Source organism: Bacillus cereus group sp. BfR-BA-01356 (assembly GCF_022663635.1).
Classification (GTDB): domain Bacteria; phylum Bacillota; class Bacilli; order Bacillales; family Bacillaceae_G; genus Bacillus_A; species Bacillus_A cereus.
On record NZ_JAKUFX010000052.1, the window covers coordinates 1 to 15,249 of the forward strand.

The following is a 15,249-nucleotide window of genomic DNA, read 5'->3' on the forward strand; positions in this document are numbered from 1 at the left end:
AATGATTGTCCTTTTCTTGCCATAAAAAAATCCCCTCCAGATAAAACAGTATTGAGTCCATCATATCAGATGGACTCTTTTTTACTGTCTACCTATAGGGGATAATACCATTACGCACTCTTTTTTCTTACCTTAATCTTAGAAATCGAAGTTATCAGGATCTGGACCAACGCGGTGATTTTGATTTAACGCATCGATTTTTTCCATATCTTCTTTCGTTAATTCGAAGTTAAATACATCAGCGTTTGCAATAATACGGTGTTCTTTCGTTGATTTTGGAATTGTGATTACTCCATTTTGAAGATCCCAACGTAAAATAACTTGAGCTGTTGTTTTACCGTGTTTCTCAGCAATCTCTTGTAATGTTTCGTTATCTAATAATTGACCTTGCATTAGTGGTGACCATGCTTCCATTTGAATACCTTGTTCTTTACAGAAAGCTTGTAGTTCTTTTTGTGTTAAACGAGGGTGGTATTCTACTTGGTTAATCATTGGTTTAATTTCTGCATCTTTCATTACATCTTGTAAGTGATGGATTTGGAAGTTACTTACACCAATTGCACGTACGCGCTTTTCTTTATAAAGTGTTTCTAGCGCTCTCCATGTATCTTTATATTTTCCTTCTGAAGGCCAGTGAACAAGATATAAATCTAAATAATCTAGTCCTAATTTTTTTAGACTCTCTTCGTATGCAGCGATTGTTGTTTCATACCCTTGATCTGCGTTCCATACTTTTGAAGTAATAAATAATTCTTCTCTTGCAATACCAGTCGCTTCAATACCTGCACGAATTCCTTCACCTACAGCTTTTTCATTTCCGTAAATTGCAGCTGTATCGATGCTGCGGTATCCTGCTTTAATTGCTGATTTAATTGCTTCTACAAGTTCTGGTCCTTCTTCTACTTTAAATACACCTAAACCGAACCAAGGCATTTCTACACCATTACTTAATACTGTTTTACTTTGTAAGTTTTTCATTTTATTTTCTCTCCTTTTATTTTACTTGATCTCTTTTTTCTAATGTCATGCTCCACGCTGTTAAAATAACAGCGGCTACTACCATAAGACCGCCTACCCAAGCAGTATGGATTAATCCTAACGAATTCGTTACAAGGCCACCTATATAAGAACCTAAAGCGATTCCTCCGTTAAATGCGGCAATATTAATTGCTGAAGCAACATCAACCGCACTTGGAACAAAGCGCTCTGCCAATATAACTACATATACTTGTAGCCCCGGAACATTCATAAATGCGAATAGTCCCATGAAAATAATTGTGATTAATCCAGCTACTTTAAATGGTGCTGTAAATGTTAAAACAAATAATATAATTGCTTGAATAAGGAACATATAAAATAGCGCTCGAATCGGATTATGATTCGATAATTTTCCGCCGACCATATTCCCTATCGCAATGGCGATTCCATACACTAATAAAATAATAGTGACAGTACTCGCTTCAAACCCTGTTACTTCTTGTAATAGCGGTGATAAATACGTAAATGTTACGAATGTACCGCCGTATCCAAGTGCAGTAATAATGAAAACAAGTAATAGTCTTCCATTTTTAATTAGTTTGAATTGATCACGAAACGATACAGGTACACCATTTTTTAAATTAGATGGGACTAGTATGCTGTTTGCGATAAAAGCAATAATTCCAATTACGACAATCGCCATAAATGACGCTCTCCAGCCAAATTGTTGACCGATAAACGTTCCAATTGGCACACCTGTAATAGTTGCAACTGTTAATCCAGTAAACATAATCGCAATTGCGCTAGCACGTTTATTCTCTGGTACGATTGCAGCCGCAATTGTAGATCCTATCGACATAAACACACCATGTGCAAACGCAGATACAATCCTTGCGATAATTAATACAGTGAAGCTTGTTGCTAATGCCGCAATACCATTACCAATAATGAAAATAACCATAATCCACATTAATAATGTCTTTCTCGACATACTAGCCGTTAACGCTGTTAAAACAGGAGCTCCTACTGCCGCCCCTAACGCATATAGGGAAACAGTTAAACCAGCTGTTGTAACAGAAACATTTAAATCTTTTGAAATCGATGGTAATAAACCGACACTAATAAACTCGGTTGTACCAATCCCAAACGCACTAATTGCTAGTGCTAATAAAGCAAACATACTTCTTCGGTTCGTCTGAACTTCCGAAGATGGTACTGTATATGAACTCAATTGAATTCCTCCTTATTACAAGAAATCCAATCATAATAGTGTGATAAAAAGGCCCTTTTATCTTCTAAAAAATATATTTAATCTCTACAAATGCTATTATGAATGGTTTCATTCTTTTTTTGAAGAACGCACTTTAAAGTACTATAGGCACTAAAAAGTAACATAGTCACTTTTTGGTACCGTACTACTCATTTGCCTCTTACATGTGCTATTATGAAACATATTTAACATGATAAAAAGTACGTACTTTAAAGTGCTATAGGTACTAAAAAGTAACATTTGTATGATTTAACTTATTTTACTCACAAAGGGAGGATTTCATATGAAGAAATACAATATTCCTGTAGAGGCGACTTTAGAAGTTATCGGCGGCAAATGGAAAGTTGTTATCCTTTGTCACTTAACGAAAGGTACAAAGAGAACGAGTGAACTAAAACGTTCCATGCCTGGTATTACACAAAAAATGTTAACACAGCAATTACGTGAATTAGAAGACGACGGCGTTATTCAAAGAAAAGTATACAATCAAGTCCCGCCAAAAGTAGAATATTCTCTTACTGATTACGGTTGGTCTTTAGAATCCATTCTTGATTCTCTTTGTTCTTGGGGCGAATGCCATCTTGAAAAAGAAGGTAACACATCGATGCTAATTGCGGAAGGTGAATAATAGGAAAAAGGAAAAAACGAACATGAATTTGTTCGTTTCTTCCTTTTTTTCTATATATATATGTACATTTCTAACTGAAACAAAATATTTTATACGCTTTCATACCTTGTCAGCACTACGTTATACACTCAATATCAAATAATTAGGAATCATTTTTATGTTAACATAGGTGTATATAGTATATAATATAGGATATATATTATATACACTTTCCGGTAACGGAGCTTTTCCATTATGCGGACAAGCCATGTATCGGACAGTTCATAAATAATAAGTAAGACGTTATGGTTTTAGATTTATGTTTGCAGCTTACTTGCTGTCATAAATTTAAAGGCATTTTATTGTGTTTTGTGAAACTTTGTATAAAGTTTCGTAACCGTTTACTATCTTACTTATCAAAAATAAGAGTATTGCTATCGTAAAGGAGAATTGGAGATGCCAGAAACTATGACTCAAACAAAGCCAGAACAAGAAACTGTACAAATTTCTGCTAGCCAAGGACAACTTGATGTACTTGATCAGTTGTTAAAACCTGAGGTACAAGAATCATTAACAACACTAGTAGAACAGCTTCCAAAATTAACTGAGCTTGTTAACATTTTAACTAAGTCTTATGACTTCGCTCAAACTGTTGCTACTGATGAAGTATTAAAAAGCGACACTGTTGGTGCAATTACAGAGCTTGTAGAACCTGTAAAAGATACAGTGAAAAGCATGGCTGCAACTGCAATCGAAGCGAAAGATCGTGCTGACGAAAGCAACGAAGTTATCGGCCTATTCGGTCTTTTAAAATTATTAAAAGATCCACAAGCACAAAAAATGTTCCGCTTTGTGAACGCATATCTTCAAATTAGTGCAGAACGTAACAATAAATAATTTAACTTATAACAACAATTAGTAAAGACGGGGGATATCATACTATGTCAAAACAAATTGTCATCTTAGGCGCTGGTTATGGCGGTCTTCTTGCCGCTTTAAACGTACGTAAATATTACAGCAAATCAGAAGCACAAGTTACAGTGATTAACCAATACCCAACACACCAAATCATCACTGAACTACACCGCCTTGCAGCTGGTAACGTGTCTGAGCAAGCAGTTGCAATGCCACTTACAAAGCTTTTCAAAGGACAAGACATCGACCTTAAAATTGCAACAGTTGAGTCATTCTCAGTTGATAGCAAAGAAATCAAATTAGCTGGCGGCACTACTTTATCTTACGATGCACTTGTAGTTGCTTTAGGAAGTAAAACTGCTTACTTCGGTATTCCAGGACTAGAAGAAAACAGCATGGTATTAAAATCTGCTGCTGATGCAAATAAAATCTACAAACACGTTGAAGACCGTATTCGTGAATACGCGAAAACGAAAAACGAAGCTGATGCTACAATCGTAATCGGTGGTGGCGGATTAACTGGCGTTGAGCTAGTTGGTGAGCTTGCTGACATTATGCCTAAACTTGCAAAAAGCCACGGCGTAAATCCAAAAGAAGTGAAACTTCTTCTTGTTGAAGCAGGTCCAAAAATCCTTCCAGTATTACCAGACCACTTAATCGAACGTGCAACTACTAGCCTAGAAGCGCGCGGCGTTACATTCTTAACTGGTCTTCCTGTAACAAACGTTGCTGGCAACGAAATCGACTTAAAAGACGGTCAAAAACTTGTTGCTAACACATTCGTTTGGACGGGCGGCGTACAAGGTAACCCATTAATCGGTGAATCAGGTCTTGAAGTTAACCGTGGACGTGCAACAGTTGATGCATACCTACAATCTACTTCTCACAAAGACGTATTCGTTGCTGGAGACAGCGCTGTTGTCTTCGCTCCAGACGGACGTCCATACCCACCAACTGCACAAATTGCTTGGCAAATGGGTGAGTTAATTGGATACAACTTATACGCAGCACTAGAAGGCAAAGCATTAGAAGAGTTCGCACCTGTAAACTCTGGAACACTTGCTAGTCTAGGACGTAAAGATGCGGTTGCTACAATCGGAGCAAGCAATACTCCACTTAAAGGCTTACCAGCATCATTAATGAAAGAAGCAAGTAACGTTCGTTACTTATCACACATTAAAGGTCTATTCAGCTTAGCTTACTAATCTGAATATAAGCCCGAATCATGCCCTGCATGGTTCGGGCTATTTTTATCCGTAATTTTCTCTAACTTATTTATTCGTCAGAAGAATAATATAACCCTTTTAATTATCTAAATTTACTGATTATTTTATGTCCAAATTGTGTATACGAAAAGATGGAAGTATTCTTCCTACTCCCATCCTTTCACACAAACTATTCGCCTAACTTCACAAGGCTGTAGTTCTTCTTCCCTTTACGAATAATAATAAATCTTCCATCAAATGAATTTTCTACAGTAACATCCGTACCCACATCTGTTACTTTCTCACCATTCATAGAAATCGCACCATTATTAATGTCTTCACGTGCTTGTCGTCTAGATGGTTCAATTCCTAAATCGACTAGCCACTCTACGATGTTTTTCGTCTCTTTTGAAGACTGGAATGTTGGCATTTCTTTAAAGCCTTGTTCAATTTCATCAGCTGTTAACGATTTAATATCTCCGCTAAATAACGCTGCTGTAATTTTCTCAGCTTGCAGGAACGCCTCTTCTCCATGAACAAATTTCGTCATTTCTTCTGCTAACACTTTTTGCGCTTCACGTTTATGAGGTTCCGCTTCTACCTTCGTTGCTAATTCATCAATACGCTCTTTCGTTAAGAACGTAAAGTATTTCAAGTATTTAATTACGTCACGGTCATCTGTATTTACCCAGAACTGGTAAAATTCAAACGGTGTCGTTTTTTCAGGATCAAGCCAAACCGCACCACCTGCTGATTTACCAAACTTCGTACCGTCCGATTTTAATAATAACGGAATCGTTAATCCGAATACTTTCGCCTCATGACCTTCTAACTTACGAATTAAATCTAAACCACTCGTAATATTTCCCCATTGGTCACTACCACCAATTTGAAGTTGAACATCCTCTTTCGTGTATAAATGATGGAAGTCCATCGCTTGCAAAATTTGGTACGTGAATTCCGTGAAAGAAATACCTGTATCTAAACGGCTTGCTACAATATCCTTCGCTAACATGCTATTGATGCTAAAGTTTTTCCCGTAATCACGTAAAAACTCAATAATATTTATTTCATGTGTCCAATCATAGTTATTTACCATCTTCACTTCGCTATTTCCACCAAAATCAAATAGCTTTTTCATTTGTGCTGTTAACGCATCTACATTATGCTGAACCACTTCTAACGTTTGAAGTTGACGCTCTGATTGTCGTCCACTCGGATCACCAATTGTTCCTGTTGCCCCGCCAATTAAAATAACAGGATGATGACCAGCTAATTGGAATCTCTTCATCATCATAAACGGAATCAAATGTCCAATATGCATACTATCACCAGTCGGATCAACTCCGCAGTATAGCGAAATCTTTTTCTCTTCTACTAGCTTACGTAAACCTTCTTCGTCAGTCTGCTGATTAACGGCGCCGCGCCATTCTAATTCATCAATAATATTCATCTTTTGTCATCCCCTTTATTTTTTAAAAACAAAAAGCCCCTATGTCTACGATAGACATAGGGACGATTATTCACCGTGTTACCACCCAGTTTGCATAAATAGCATAGCTACTCATACCACTCTTAGCAATAATATCGATTGCTAGTCCGCTTAGCATTACCTAAGATACTCCAGAGTGTAATTCGCAAGTTTGTTTGTGCTAGGTTCCAGCAACCCCTAGCTCTCTCGTTAACAGTGACAAACTGCTACTGGGCTCTTTCAACGTATGTTATTTGTTAAATTATTAGCCATTATATTGAATTGAAAACAAATTGTCAACAATACCCAAATATTATTTTGAAATAATTCATATCTTCATACGTATTTTGTTATTCCTTATCTTCTCCAATAATCCTTACTTCTCGCTCCAACTTCACGCCAAATTTCTCTTCAACTGTCTTTTGTACGAAGTGAATTAAATCGATGTAATCTTGTGCTGTTCCGTTATCAACATTCACCATAAACCCAGCGTGTTTTAAAGAAACTTCTACTCCACCAATTCGCTTACCTTGTAGTCCTGAGTCTTGAATTAACTTACCAGCAAAGTTATTTGGTGGGCGCTTAAATACGCTACCACATGAAGGATATTCTAGAGGCTGTTTTGACTCACGTTTAAACGTTAAATCATCCATTTTTGCTTTAATTTCTTCATGTACACCTTCTTCAAGTTCAAATCTCGCTTCAAGAATAATGTAATGGTTGTTCGCAAATACACTCTTACGATATCCAAATTCAAATGCTTCTTTCGTCAAAGTACGTAGCTCTCCATCACCTGTCATTACGACAGCTTCTGTTAATACAAACGAAATTTCACCGCCGTATGCACCAGCATTCATATATAATGCTCCGCCAACTGAACCTGGAATACCACAAGCAAACTCAAGACCCGTTAAGTTATGGTCTAAGGCAATACGTGATACGTCAATAATTGTTGCACCACACTGTGCTACAATCGTCGTTCCTGTTACAGTAACACCTGTAATATGAATTAAACTTACTGTAATCCCGCGAATTCCACCATCTTTAATAATGACATTCGATCCATTTCCTAAAAACGTAACTGGAATATTATATTCGTTCGCATATTTGATAACTTCTTGAATTTCATCATAATTTGTAGGCGCAACAAAAACATCTGCTTTTCCGCCAACTTTAATATGCGTATGATTCTTTAACATTTCATCTTGTTTAACATGTCCTTCAGGCAATACCGTACTTAAATATTTATAAACCTCTTGCATATTCATTTTACGATTCCTCTATTTCTATATTCATTTTATCCCGTTATACGGGCCCATAATATCCCCACGTACATGAAAGAACCTAAAGTGGTGGATACAGTGTACCCAAAATCAATTCGAGACACCTATAAACCTCTTAATTTATAAGAGGTGCCACTCATATTAAAATATATATTGCATAATAAAGCAACCCAAATGGACTACTAAACTTGACATGTCATCAGAAAGACAACAATTTGTAAAATATGTGACTTTTTCAAAACACTATCCCTCAGTATCTTACTATACCACACAAAAAGAAAGTGGTATTTTTTTGTACTTTTTACTTTATTTACATCAATAAAAAAAGAGCACATCCCACAGAATGCGCTCTTTCTATACTCTTTATATTACTTTTCGTTCTCTTCTTTTTCTTTATCAAACCATAACAGCTCATCGTTATCAACTTCACCATTATAATTGATTAAAATTTCTTCTCCTGCTTTTATATCTTTATAAGCATAGAAGTTAAACGTATGGTTCTCGAAGACAATATCATACGTTGCATTCGGTGTATATGAATGATTGAATAACATACCGTATCCTAAAAGGATTGCCGTATGATTGATTCCATACTCAAATGCGTAGTCAGCAAGTAATGTTTTCTCAATGTGTTCATGCTGTTCATTCGGATAAGAGATAACTGGTGCTGCGTGTATCAACTCACCTTTTTTAATATCACGAGTTGCAAATACACCTCTATTAAATTCTCCATCACTAAGTTCAGAAGTCTTAACTTCGATCATATGCGTCACCTATTTAATTCTTTCTTTGAAGTATTTTATTCCGCTATTTGCGGATAGCTTGATTGGTGAGGGCTAATAATCAGTATGTACTAGTCTCACTTTATCTCCTTAAGCTTGGCAGAAAACGCGCAGAAAAGCAATTAAATTCCTATCAAGTATTCGTTTCAATGAAAAAAGAGCACATCATTCGTGCTCTTTCCAAGCAATATTACTTTTCTAAAATATCTTCTAACAACTTCACTTGCTCGCTAACAGTTTGTAACGTCTTCACTGACGTATCATTTCGATGTTTTTCTTCTTCCACACTCGCTAGCACTTCTTCTGTAGCTGTAGAAGTTTGCTGAATTACGTTAGAAGCATGCGTAACATCCTTTACGATATTCGTTGTTTTAACTTGGAAACTTTCTTGATGAACAACAACCTCTCGCATTACTTCATTAATCGCATCAATAAACTTCCCTAAATCAGTTACATTTGTTAAAACGCTTGCTAACATCTCGTTACATTCTTCTTGTACTCTTTCTGACTTCTCTACCTGTACTTCTACCTTACTTGCTTGATTACTAAACTCCCTCAAAATCTCTTGAATTCTTCCCGCAGAACGATTTGATTCTTCAGCAAGCTTTAACACTTCACTCGCTACAATAGCAAAACCTTTTCCATGCTCGCCTGCCCTCGCAGCTTCAATATTTGCATTTAAAGCTAGCAAACTCGTCTGACTTGAAATATTCGTTATTACATCTACAATTTCATTAATTTGTTTCGATTGCATCATTAAATCTCTAAATATAATTCCAGACTGTGAAACAACATCATTTAAACTTCTCATGTTAGTTTCAAAATTTCTTAGAGTATGTACACTACCTTTTGAAATTTCTAAGCTTTCATCCACACGAGCCGATGCAGTTCTTACTTGAGAGATGATTTGTTCAATATTTCCCTCCATATCATTCAATACTTCTACCGAACGATACATCATCTCTGATTGTGATTGCGTACCAACTGCCACCTCTTCAAAGGCAAAATTAATTTCACTCATCGATTCCATCGACGTGTTCATATTTTGTCTTAAATGATTGAAATTACTATCTAGTTTCACAACTGTTTCTTCAATAAGTCTTTGCGTCTCTTCTAACTCCTGAGCTTTTCTCATTACTTCTTGCTTCTCATCACTTAAACGAAGGAGCAGATTAGAACCGATTTTCGTGACGCCCCACATAGCGATTGTTACAATCGCTAACAAACTTGCGAAATTAGCAGCTTCAGACGAGGCTGTATAAGCAAAAAATTGCTCCGGCCAATAGCTACAAAGGATAAATGTGATCACAACAGCTACCCCGCCAAGAATTAAAATGAGACGCTCACTTAAGTAAATAAGTGAAACAGCTAATGTAAAATAGACCATTTGAAATACAGCCGGGCTTTCATTAAAAGCTTGTACCATAATGTAAGACATTGTAAGCAACATAAATGTCATGATATATTTATACGCTGATTCCATACTTTTTATAAAAGTAAACAGCGTTCCAAATGCAACGACAGAAATACCACAAATCCAAAACGCTATGGCTCTCTCTGTAAAAATATATCCATAATACCCAATTGCGATTATCCCAAGAAAGAAACTACAAATCGTTATAAACAGTAATAAATGATTTTTCTGTGATTCTTTCTCAAGGTTAGAAAAACAAGTCCTCTTTAACCAATCCATATGAAGCCCCACCTTCTACTTATACATATCAATTACTTCAGTTTAAATACCGCACTTACTGGGTTATGATCGCTATTTTCAAACTTTAAATCTTTCCCTTGTACATTTACAATCTCTACATTCGGTGAAACGATAAAGCCATCAATAATAGTGACGAAATTTTCACCTTCTACATATTTCTTTACATCATCTCTCACAGTCATAACAGACGGATCTACAGCCCACTTAAAGCCACCGTCTGTAAAGTCCTTCGGTAACTCTACTAACCACTCAGGACGCTCTTTCACGAACTTCGGATCACTTAATTGAGCGTTTGAAACTAATTGATTCCAATCTCCGCCCATTATTACGTAATCACCATTTTCATAATGCTTGTTCATATATTCTTTTAAGTACTCTACTTGCTGTTTTCTAATTTTCCCGCCTTCATCATAAGCAGACAAATGTAAATTTACGAGTCTAACATGTTTCCCATTATTAACAGGAATTTTATATTCCACAATTGCTCGATCTAAATCAAACAAACGCTTTGGCCAAGGCTCCATTCCAGGAAGCTGGAACCTCTTCGCTTCTTGAACAGTGTATTTAGAAAACGTACTTAATCCAGCCTCCGCATATCCCATTGGATTTGTTATTGGCACTGGAACCCATTTCGTATCGTAGTTCTTGCCAAATGACGAAACATAATCAGGTAATCCTTTTTTCAAAAATTCATGTCCATTTATATCAAATGAACGAAGTGACTTTATATCAACTTCTTGTAATAGTGCAAAATCACTATTCTCATTTTGTAAAAACGAAAGCATATTCTTTAAATTAGTTTCCGTTTGCTCTTTACTACTTGAACCAGATCCCTTTCCACCATCCATAAAGAAATCTTGGTCCTTATCTAACCCAGCATATCCAATATTAAATGTTGTAACTTTAAATTCATTTCCAGTCGCTAATACGCGCTCCTTATTATTCTCCACCTTCAAGCTTATAATATCAGCAGGCTGTTCTTTAGTAAGTGTCATATACGCTAGAAATCCTCCTACAATGCCCGCTACTACTAAAACACATATAAATACGATTTTTAAAAATTTCTTCAAATAAATGACTCCTTTTCACGCAAATTTATTTTTCTTTATTTTCAGTCAAATAAAACGAAACGACACACATAAGAAACATTTTATCATAATTAAAACCTTATATCACTATATTTAGTTGATAAGTAATCGATCCCATTTTAATTACTTGAAAAACCTTCAGACATCAAAAAAAGAAAAGTTACACCCTCCTCCTCACTGGAAATTAAACGGTATATTTAGTACACTATATGTAATAATCATAGGCGATGGAGTTCGCCATAAACGCTGCTTAGCTAATGACTCCTACCAGTATGAATACTGGTAGGAGTCTATTTTTTTGAGCAAGCTATTTAAAGAGGTGAGAAAATTGATTTATATTATCGTCGGCATTGCCGGTATATTAGGAGCTCTTTCTCGTTATTATTTAGGTCTTAATATCACCACATTTTGGCATCATTCATTTCCATTAGCAACATTACTCATTAACTTAATCGGTTGCTTCTTCTTAGCGTGGCTAACTACTTATATCGCCCGGCTAAACGTCTTACCTTCAGAGGTTATCACAGGCATCGGGACTGGATTCATCGGTTCCTTTACGACTTTTTCAACATTTAGTGTAGAAACTGTGCAATTGATCAATCATTCTGAGTGGAGCATAGCCTTCTTATATGTATCATGTAGCATACTTGGTGGCCTCATTATGTCTGGCCTTGGCTATACACTTGGAGATTTCTTAATTAAGAAATCTCTTACGGAAGGTGATTACTCATGATAGAAGCCTTATTAGTCGCAACAGGAGGATTTTTCGGTGCGATTACACGATTTGCAATTAGCAATTGGTTTAAGAAAAGAAATAAAACACAATTTCCACTTGCTACATTCCTTATTAATATAACAGGGGCTTTTTTACTTGGATATATAATTGGCAATGGGGTCACTACAGGTTGGCAACTATTATTAGGTACTGGATTTATGGGTGCATTCACTACATTTTCTACGTTTAAACTAGAAGCTGTTCAACTTCTCAATCGAAAAAATATTAGCACTTTCCTTTTATACTTAAGCGCTACTTACATAATTGGTATCCTCTTCGCATTCCTTGGAATGAAGCTAGGCGGAATATAAAAAAGAAAGCGACTCTATTGAGTCGCTTTCTTTCATAAGAAGTATGTTCCGCCATATGGAATGGAAAATACACCAGCTGGATGTACATTGTAATGTACAATTTGCATCGGAAGCTGTGAATACGGCATATACTGATTTTGCATCATTTGTGCAAAATATGCTTGTTGTTGCATTTGAATAGCTTGATTCATAGCATGAATTGTTCCCTGTGCCCCAGCCAGCGTAATAGCTGCTCCTACTTGTCTTCCATTATAAAAATGATGGTTCATCATGATTCATCTCACTTATTCTTTTTCTTCCATATGGTATGTTTCTATTTCATAGTGAGTGTTTCGTCCCTATTGGTAACCCCTATTTATTGCCCTTTTTCAGCTTTGAAGTAATAAATCCAAATAATAATACACCAATACCACTAAGGAACAATACATAACTTATCGGTACTAGGAAAAAGAAAGGTTCTTCAAGGAATCCATCCGCTCCTACTTTACTGTTTGAAGCATGTATCGTTAAAGAAATAATCGCTAAAATCATGAAAGAAATAGCTACTACGTATTTATTTTTCATCATATACTCTCCTTTAATTCTCACTGATTTCATTACCATCATAATACGCCTGAAATTATTAAAAATCAACAATTATTTATCGTTTTGCAATAAAAATCTTTTTCGCATCACAAAAAAGCTACAGATAATATTTTATCTATAGCTCTTCCAATCAGTTATTTTGTGCCAAAGTATGCCTTTTGGAACATACACATTCTTATCGCATTATGATAGTTACCATCAACGAAAAACTCATCGATAAGTTCGCCTTCTACCATAAATCCAACCTTTTTATAAACATGTACTGCTTTTTCATTTTCCTTATCCACAACTAAATATATCTTATGCATATTTAATACAGCGAAAGCATAATCCATTGCTAAACGCGTCGCCTCTACTGCATAACCATATCCTTGATAATTCGGATCAATAATAATTTGGAATTCTGTTCTACGATGAATATAATCGATTTCTACTAACTCAACTAATCCAACCATTTCATTGTCTTTCTCAACGATAAATCGGCGTTCGCTTTGATCATGTATATGTTTATCATATAAGTCTTGCAGCTCCACAAATGCCTCATACGGCTCTTCAAACCAATACGACATAATATGCGCATTATTATTCAGTTCGTGTACAAACTTTAAATCTTCTCGTTCTAATGGACGTAACTTCAATTCCTGATTCATTTCTATAACCTCCAAGTAAAAGAAACCTCTTCACTTAATTTCTCAATTTTTTTCGATTTCAAACGCCCTAATTTCATTGTAAACTTTCAAGCAACTTGAAGGTCAAGATGTAAAAAAGTAGTGCAAACTTATGTCTGCACTACTACTCTTTTCTCAAATCTCTCATATTCGATATGTATAAAGCAATAACTAAAACAAGAATTGCTCCTGCGTATAATAACGTCTCCATCGGTTCCTCATGAGACACAATAATCAATCGAATTAAGGCCGTAATTCCGATATAAATAAAATAACGTAACGGGAAATGATAGTTCGATTTAAAATACTTAATAATTAATGCAATGAACTCGAAGTATAAGAAATAGACGATGATACTTTCAACCAATTTATAAGACGTATACTCTTTTGCCGAAAAAATATACTGCACAAACGTAATTGTCTCATTCACTAAGAAAATCGATAACACAATGGATAATATAATTAAAGCTATATTTAATATCCATTGCAAAACACTAGCTATAACATGATCGATATTAAATGACTTCATTTTCTCTTTAGACTCCCCTTCTTATAAGTACTTATTTATTATAGCAAAATTACGATTGGAAAGAAGTTAAATCATATATTCGTCCTTTGTTGTTTCCAGTGTAGGGGAGATTTAGTGTGTGGAGAATTCTGTTTACAACCATACCCGACGAAACATGGAGAAACTCTTTCAAATTACCGTTCGTACATGTCGTACTAATGAGCAATGCATAATCTCGTATAGCATCCTCATATGCCACTTTTGAAAAATCTTTACAACTTGTACAACGCCAGCCCTTCTTCACTTTAACCATTGGAATAACTAAGCATTTCTCACATTGTACTCCATTTAACAACTCCTCTTTTTCTATTTTATATTGCTCAAGTATATTTTGTTGAAGTGGAGAATGCTCCGTTATTATTTGATGAATGAGCCTATCTACATTATCTATAACTTTTCTCTTATATTTACTTTCAAACCACTTTATTTTATGAGGTAAATTTGCACTATGAATAATTGTATGAAGAAGATTGTCATCTGAAGATTTTATAATGGTACGAGGCGAGCTAATAACAACGAGGGACTCGATTGGAAGACTAGAGGAAAATCCATGTAAGCTTAACCATTTCTTTAATTGTATTTCTTGCCTTTTTATTTGTAAAACCGGATCTGGAAATCCCTCTGAATTTCCTTCTGTTATTCGGATAAGTTGATTAAACTTTGCATCAAACATTAATGTACCTGCTATATTTTTTATCTCAAGAAAAAGAAGAAACTTTGTGGAAATGATAATAGTATCAATTTGAAAGTATTGATCATGATTAGATAAGCGAACATCATGTAAAACACTATACTCTTTCTCAGAAATAAAACTAAGTGGATAATCAATTGCTTGCTCCCCTTTATACCCCGCCATGTGTTTTGCCAAGTTTTCTCCAATTAAATTTCGTTTTGGATGATGTACAGGTAACCTTCTAAGCAGTGCTTCTAACTGTCTTATATAAATCGGCATTTTTCTTTCTTTCACAATCACCTCAAACACCCCTTTACAAATATATCAACGATTTTTTCAATATATCTATCACAACT

The 15,249-nt window shown here is 35.5% G+C and carries 17 protein-coding genes, 1 riboswitch and 1 other annotated feature; of the genes, 5 read left to right on the forward strand and 12 right to left on the reverse strand.

All coding sequences use genetic code 11. From position 1 onward, the window contains the following. Positions 1-138: 138 nt before the first annotated feature. Positions 139-978 (reverse strand): aldo/keto reductase, encoded by an 840-nt coding sequence (locus tag MR168_RS17705; protein WP_000793568.1) that lies wholly within the window; start codon positions 976-978, stop codon positions 139-141. Between the two features lie 16 nt (positions 979-994). Then, positions 995-2,158: an MFS transporter gene (locus tag MR168_RS17710; RefSeq protein ID WP_174402579.1), complete on the reverse strand. Its 1,164-nt coding sequence runs from the start codon at positions 2,156-2,158 to the stop codon at positions 995-997. A 373-nt stretch (positions 2,159-2,531) separates the two neighbouring features. Here MR168_RS17710 and MR168_RS17715 point away from each other — a divergent pair, with 373 nt between their 5' ends. The 3 genes from MR168_RS17715 to MR168_RS17725 all read left to right on the forward strand — a co-directional run bounded on the left by MR168_RS17715 (position 2,532) and on the right by MR168_RS17725 (position 4,975). Beyond that, the gene (locus MR168_RS17715; RefSeq protein WP_000760481.1) at positions 2,532-2,876 is read left to right on the forward strand and encodes a winged helix-turn-helix transcriptional regulator; all 345 of its coding nucleotides are present in this window, start codon (positions 2,532-2,534) and stop codon (positions 2,874-2,876) included. Positions 2,877-3,311: 435 nt separating this feature from the next. Then, the gene (locus tag MR168_RS17720) at positions 3,312-3,752 is read left to right on the forward strand and encodes a DUF1641 domain-containing protein (RefSeq protein ID WP_001115309.1); all 441 of its coding nucleotides are present in this window, start codon (positions 3,312-3,314) and stop codon (positions 3,750-3,752) included. Positions 3,753-3,796: 44 nt separating this feature from the next. Then, a complete protein-coding gene (locus MR168_RS17725; protein WP_006918768.1) occupies positions 3,797-4,975 on the forward strand; it encodes an NAD(P)/FAD-dependent oxidoreductase in 1,179 nt (392 codons plus the stop codon). A gap of 190 nt (positions 4,976-5,165) precedes the next feature. Here MR168_RS17725 and tyrS read toward each other — a convergent pair whose 3' ends face one another. The 5 genes from tyrS to MR168_RS17750 form a co-directional block, all read right to left on the reverse strand. Next, positions 5,166-6,428 (reverse strand): tyrosine--tRNA ligase, encoded by a 1,263-nt coding sequence (gene tyrS, locus MR168_RS17730; protein WP_001021096.1) that lies wholly within the window; start codon positions 6,426-6,428, stop codon positions 5,166-5,168. A 55-nt stretch (positions 6,429-6,483) separates the two neighbouring features. Continuing rightward, positions 6,484-6,699 (reverse strand) — a binding site (T-box leader). Positions 6,700-6,796: 97 nt separating this feature from the next. Further along, on the reverse strand, positions 6,797-7,714 hold the full coding sequence (murB, locus tag MR168_RS17735) for a UDP-N-acetylmuramate dehydrogenase (protein ID WP_242291436.1): 918 nt from the start codon (positions 7,712-7,714) through the stop codon (positions 6,797-6,799). A 383-nt stretch (positions 7,715-8,097) separates the two neighbouring features. Then, positions 8,098-8,493, reverse strand: a complete 396-nt coding sequence (locus MR168_RS17740; protein ID WP_000573649.1) for an SET domain-containing protein — start codon at positions 8,491-8,493, stop codon at positions 8,098-8,100. 208 nt (positions 8,494-8,701) lie between these two features. Next, positions 8,702-10,204 (reverse strand): DUF4077 domain-containing protein, encoded by a 1,503-nt coding sequence (locus tag MR168_RS17745; RefSeq protein WP_086412648.1) that lies wholly within the window; start codon positions 10,202-10,204, stop codon positions 8,702-8,704. A gap of 32 nt (positions 10,205-10,236) precedes the next feature. Continuing rightward, positions 10,237-11,295, reverse strand: coding sequence for an endonuclease/exonuclease/phosphatase family protein (locus MR168_RS17750; RefSeq protein WP_086412647.1), 1,059 nt, complete (start codon positions 11,293-11,295; stop codon positions 10,237-10,239). Positions 11,296-11,527: 232 nt separating this feature from the next. Further along, positions 11,528-11,587, forward strand: a riboswitch (Fluoride riboswitch). 54 nt (positions 11,588-11,641) lie between these two features. On the opposite strand from MR168_RS17750, the gene crcB (MR168_RS17755) reads away from it, so the two are divergent. Together crcB (MR168_RS17755) and crcB (MR168_RS17760) are read left to right on the forward strand one after the other, a co-directional pair. After that, on the forward strand, positions 11,642-12,046 hold the full coding sequence (gene crcB, locus MR168_RS17755; protein WP_174402580.1) for a fluoride efflux transporter CrcB: 405 nt from the start codon (positions 11,642-11,644) through the stop codon (positions 12,044-12,046). After that, positions 12,043-12,399 (forward strand): fluoride efflux transporter CrcB, encoded by a 357-nt coding sequence (gene crcB / locus MR168_RS17760; protein WP_000568587.1) that lies wholly within the window; start codon positions 12,043-12,045, stop codon positions 12,397-12,399. The genes crcB (MR168_RS17755) and crcB (MR168_RS17760) overlap by 4 nt, the downstream gene beginning before the upstream one ends. A 32-nt stretch (positions 12,400-12,431) precedes the next feature. On the opposite strand, the gene MR168_RS17765 is transcribed toward crcB (MR168_RS17760), so the two are convergent. The 5 genes from MR168_RS17765 to MR168_RS17785 all read right to left on the reverse strand — a co-directional run bounded on the left by MR168_RS17765 (position 12,432) and on the right by MR168_RS17785 (position 15,187). Next, positions 12,432-12,671 (reverse strand): DUF3947 family protein, encoded by a 240-nt coding sequence (locus MR168_RS17765; RefSeq protein ID WP_074618690.1) that lies wholly within the window; start codon positions 12,669-12,671, stop codon positions 12,432-12,434. A 79-nt stretch (positions 12,672-12,750) separates the two neighbouring features. After that, positions 12,751-13,002 (reverse strand): DUF3955 domain-containing protein, encoded by a 252-nt coding sequence (locus MR168_RS17770; RefSeq protein WP_140159424.1) that lies wholly within the window; start codon positions 13,000-13,002, stop codon positions 12,751-12,753. 116 nt (positions 13,003-13,118) lie between these two features. Further along, positions 13,119-13,634 carry a spermidine N1-acetyltransferase gene (gene speG / locus MR168_RS17775; RefSeq protein WP_086412646.1) on the reverse strand — a complete coding sequence of 172 codons (516 nt, stop codon included), beginning with the start codon at positions 13,632-13,634 and terminating at the stop codon, positions 13,119-13,121. A 142-nt stretch (positions 13,635-13,776) separates the two neighbouring features. Continuing rightward, complete coding sequence (psiE, locus tag MR168_RS17780; RefSeq protein ID WP_000834708.1) at positions 13,777-14,181, reverse strand: phosphate-starvation-inducible protein PsiE; 405 nt, start codon at positions 14,179-14,181, stop codon at positions 13,777-13,779. Between the two features lie 49 nt (positions 14,182-14,230). Then, positions 14,231-15,187, reverse strand: coding sequence for a nuclease-related domain-containing protein (locus tag MR168_RS17785; protein ID WP_081631303.1), 957 nt, complete (start codon positions 15,185-15,187; stop codon positions 14,231-14,233). Positions 15,188-15,249: the final 62 nt, after the last annotated feature.